5 protein-coding genes are annotated in these 4,224 nt (G+C 74.1%); 4 read left to right on the top strand and 1 reads right to left on the bottom strand.

The genetic code is table 11. The features are described from left to right. From OZN99_RS26785 to OZN99_RS26770, 4 genes are all read left to right on the top strand, one after another. Positions 1-978: FkbM family methyltransferase (locus OZN99_RS26785; protein WP_270938286.1), on the top strand; the 978-nt coding region annotated here is incomplete at its 5' end. Between the two features lie 99 nt (positions 979-1,077). Further along, positions 1,078-2,292 (top strand): MFS transporter, encoded by a 1,215-nt coding sequence (locus OZN99_RS26780; RefSeq protein ID WP_270938285.1) that lies wholly within the window; start codon positions 1,078-1,080, stop codon positions 2,290-2,292. A gap of 83 nt (positions 2,293-2,375) precedes the next feature. Next, positions 2,376-2,825: a hypothetical protein gene (locus OZN99_RS26775; protein WP_270938284.1), complete on the top strand. Its 450-nt coding sequence runs from the start codon at positions 2,376-2,378 to the stop codon at positions 2,823-2,825. A gap of 2 nt (positions 2,826-2,827) precedes the next feature. After that, positions 2,828-3,460 carry an aspartate/glutamate racemase family protein gene (locus OZN99_RS26770; protein WP_270938283.1) on the top strand — a complete coding sequence of 211 codons (633 nt, stop codon included), beginning with the start codon at positions 2,828-2,830 and terminating at the stop codon, positions 3,458-3,460. A 201-nt stretch (positions 3,461-3,661) separates the two neighbouring features. On the opposite strand, the gene OZN99_RS26765 is transcribed toward OZN99_RS26770, so the two are convergent. Beyond that, a complete protein-coding gene (locus OZN99_RS26765; RefSeq protein ID WP_270938282.1) occupies positions 3,662-4,123 on the bottom strand; it encodes a hypothetical protein in 462 nt (153 codons plus the stop codon). Positions 4,124-4,224: the final 101 nt, after the last annotated feature.

The following is a 4,224-nucleotide window of genomic DNA, read 5'->3' as shown; positions in this document are numbered from 1 at the left end:
CGCCTCGCCGGCCGGACGCTGACCGCGGCCGGCGAGCGGCTGACCCTGGCGGCCGGTGGACCGGCCGCCGCGGCGCGCGCCGCCGAGCGCTCCGCGCTGGCACGCATGCCGCAGCGGCTGGAGGAGGTCGCCGCCCACCTGACGCAGCGCGTCAACCCCTGGCACTACTGCGCCACTGCCTGGCTCGGCGACGACACCGCGCTCTCCATCCTGCATGGGCGGCTGCCGATCTACCTCGACACGCGCGGCACGGACGTGGCGCCGCACGTCATGCTGTTCGGCATCTGGGAGCCGAACTACACGCAGCTCTTCCAGCGGCTGATCCGGCCGGGCGACACGGTGCTGGACCTCGGCGCGCATCTCGGCGTCTATACGCTGCTCGGCGCGGCGGCGACCGGCCCGACCGGGCGCGTGCACGCCTTCGAGCCCAATCCGCGCTACGCCGCGCTGCTCGGCCGCTCGCTCGCGGTGAACGGCTTCACGGGCTTCGCCACGCTGCACCAGGCGGCAGCGGGGGCGGCGGAGGGCGTCAGCGAGCTCAGCTTCTCCTGGGAGTATGGCGGCGGCGGCAACATCGCCACCGGCACCCGCCGCGGCGCGCGCAACCGGCCGAACGCACCGGAGACCGAGGCCTGCCGCGTCGTGGCGCTGGACGACCTGTTCCCCGACCCGGCCTTCACCGCCGATGTCGTCAAGATGGATATCGAGGGGACCGAGACCTATGCGCTGCGCGGCATGGCGGCACTGCTGGCCCGCTCCCCGCGCGTGCGCATCCTGTTCGAGTTCGCGCCGGCCATGCTGCGCGGCCATGGCAGCAGCGCCGCCGAGCTGATCGGGCTGCTGGACGGCATGGGATTCCGCTTCTGGTCGATCCGCGCCGATTCGGGCCTGGATCCCGTTGCCGCATCCACCCTCTCGGCGCAGTCCGACGGCATCGCCAACCTGCTGGCCGCACGCACGGACCCGGCGGTCGCGTAGGAGACGCGCGGGAGCCATGCGCCGGGCGGCGGCGGCGGCACGTTGAGCCCACCTTCCAGCATTGGGTATGCTGCACCGCGCAAACCGAGGTCTCCCGCGATGTCCGACAAGGCCATGCCGGCCGCCGCCGGCCTGCTGATCCTCTGCGCCGTGCTCTGCGCCGCGCTTGCCACGGGCCTGCGCCAGTCCTTCGGCCTGTTCCTGGCGCCGATGACGGAGGCGCATGCCTGGACCGCCTCCGGCTTCGCCTTCGCCATCGCGCTGCAGGTGCTGCTGAACGGCGCCACCCAGCCGCTGTGGGGCCAGGTGGCGGACCGGGTAGGCGGACGCGCCGTGGTGATGGGCGGTGCGGTGCTCTACGCGCTCGGCATCGCCGGGATGGCGCTGTCGGAGGGGCTCGGCCTCTTCACCTTCTTCGCCGGTCTGGTGATGGGGGTCGCCGTCTCGGCGGCGGGGATGCCGGTGATCATCGCCTCCCTCACCCGCCTGCTGCCGGAGACCGAGCGCGGCCGCGCGGTGGGGCTGGGCACCGCCGGGTCCTCCTTCGGGCAGTTCCTGGTCGTGCCGGTGGCGGGCTTCGGGATCGCCGGGATCGGCTGGGAGTGGACGCTGTGGCTGCTGGCCGGGGCGGCGCTGCTGATGATTCCGCTGGCCATCCCGCTGAACGACCGCCCGGCGCCCAAGGCCGCCGCCGGGACGGAGGAGACGGCGAAGCAGGCGCTGTCGCGCGCCTTCCGCACGCCCTCCTTCTGGTTCCTGTTCTTCGGCTTCTATGTCTGCGGGCTGCACGTCTCCTTCCTGACGGTCCACCTGCCGGGCTTCGTGCATTCCTGCGGCCTGCCGGTGGCCGTCGGCGCCGGCGCGATCGGGCTGATCGGGCTGTTCAACATCGCGGGATCGCTGGCGGCCGGCGAGATCAGCCAGCGCTGGCGGCGGCGCGAGCTGCTGGTGGGCATCTACGCCGCGCGCGGCGTGCTGATGGCCGGCTTCATGGCGCTGCCCAAGACGACCGAGACGGTGCTGCTGTTCTCCGCCCTGATGGGGCTGCTGTGGCTGTCCACCGTGCCGCCCACCGTCGCGCTGGTGGCGCGCAACTTCGGCACGCGCTGGCTGGCGACGATCTTCGGCCTGGTCTTCTTCGGCCACCAGATCGGCGGCTTCAGCGGCGCCTGGCTCGGCGGGCTGATCCTGGACCGCACCGGCTCCTACGACCTGATGTGGACCATCGGCATCCTGGCCTCCGCCTTCGCGGCCATCGTGCACATGCCGGTGAAGGACCCGGAGCCGGGCACGGTCGCGCCGGCGCGGGCCTGACGCTGCCTGCCGGCGCCGCGGCCCCGGATGGCCGATCCCGGCCGGGGCGCGTAGGATGGGCGCCTGACGACGGGGGGCATGGCATGCGGCGTTGGATGCTGGTGGCGGCGATGGCGCTTGCGCTCGGCAGCGGCGGCTCGGCGCAGCAGCGACCGGAGCCGCCGCATGCCTGGGTGTTCGGCACCTGGACCGGCGGCCTGTTCCCGCCGACCGAGACCGAGGGCGCGCGCTGCACCGGCCAGCCGGCAGTGATCTTCACCCGCGACGTGGTGATGCGCGCCTCCGCCTTCGACGTCGCCTATCGCCAGCGGCTGATCGAGACGGTCGCCGCGACCGAGAACGGGCTGGAGTTCCGCTTCGTCCCCGCCGCGCCACAGGCCACGCCCTTTGGTGCCCGGGTCCCGCCCGACAGCGGCTTCGGCTGCCAGGGCGGCCCGAACAGCCTGCGGATCGAACGCGTCGGGCCGGACGAGATCGTCTTCCCCAACTGCGCCGAGTTCCCCTCTCCGCTGCGGCGCTGCACCGGTCGCTGACCTTGCGCATTGCCCTGATCCACGCGCTGCGGCACTCCCCGCCGCCGATCGAGGCCGCCTTTCGGGCCGCCTGGCCGGCGGCGCGGCTGATGAATCTGCTGGATGACAGCCTGTCGGCCGACCTGGCGCGGGACGGGCGGCTGACGCCGGCGATGACCGACCGCTTCCTGACGCTGTCGCGCTATGCGGCGCGCACCGGGGCGGATGCGATCCTGTTCACCTGCTCCGCCTTCGGACCCTGCATCGAGGCCTGCGCGCGCGATCTGGCGCCGATGCCCGTGCTGAAGCCGAACGAGGCCGCGATCGCGGAGACGGTCCGGCTCGGCCGGCGGATCGGCCTGCTGGCCACCTTCCCCGGCACGCTGGCCTCCATGCCCGCCGAGTTCCCGCCGGGCGTGGAGGTGGTGCCCTGCCTGGCCGAGGGCGCGCTGGTGGCGCTGGATGCCGGCGATGTCGAGCGCCACGACCGCCTGGCCGCGGAGGCCGCACGGTCCCTGCGGGATTGCGACGTGGTGCTGCTCGGCCAGTTCAGCCTGGCCCGCGCGGCTGCGGCCGTGGAGGCCGCGGCCGGCCGCCCGGTGGTAACGACGCCCGACAGCGCGGTGCGCAAGCTGAAGGCGATGCTGGGGGCGTAGGCCAACAGGCGCCAACCCGAGCAGGCCGGTCGCGCCCCCACCTGCCTCGCTTCGCTCGGCACTTTCTGCCGCTTCGCGGGAGAGGGATCGTCGGCGCGCCATGCGCCCTCCCCCGCTCTGCGGGGGAGGGTCGGGGTGGGGGCGCGACCGACCTTTCAAAGCCTGGACGAGGCAGGGCTGGCGCCGAAGGGGCATAGGCCCTCACTGCTCCAGCGCAGCCATCACCTCCGCCACGCTCTCGCGCACCGCGACGTCGGTGCCGAAGCGCAGGCCGACCATCACGATGGCGGCCCGCGCCCCCGCGGCGTGGCGCTCATGCGCTTCCCGCACCAGCACGACGCGGTCGGCGGCCAGCCAGATGCGGCCGTTCGCCAGGTCGGTCAGCGGCACCAGCCGCAGGCCGGTCGCCAGCAGGCGGCGGGCGACGGAATCGACCGGCTCGACCGTGCGCTGCTGCACCCAGGCGGTGGTGTCGAGCACGGTATGGCCCTCGGCACGCCCGATCCGCACCACCTGGCCGGTCGCGATGCGCACGGGCATGCGGCCCTCGGCGGGCATCACCTCGATGAAGGCGGGGCGGTCGGCCGGCCGCGCCTCCTGTGCGGCAGCCCCGGTCAGCGCCGGCAGCATCGGGGCGGCGAGCAGCAGCAGGCGTCGGCGCATGAATCCTCCGGCCAGTGGGCGCCCAGCCCAACGCCCGCGGCGCGCCCCGGTCGCCGCGGTTCAGCCCCGCGGCGGCGGGGGCGGCGCGGCGAGGTCGGGAT

Origin of the sequence: Falsiroseomonas oryzae, assembly GCF_027856955.1 — a bacterium.
Classification (GTDB): Bacteria; Pseudomonadota; Alphaproteobacteria; order Acetobacterales; family Acetobacteraceae; genus Falsiroseomonas; species Falsiroseomonas oryzae.
Note: the sequence above shows the minus strand (reverse complement) of the source record. Positions and strands in the feature narration are given on the sequence as shown.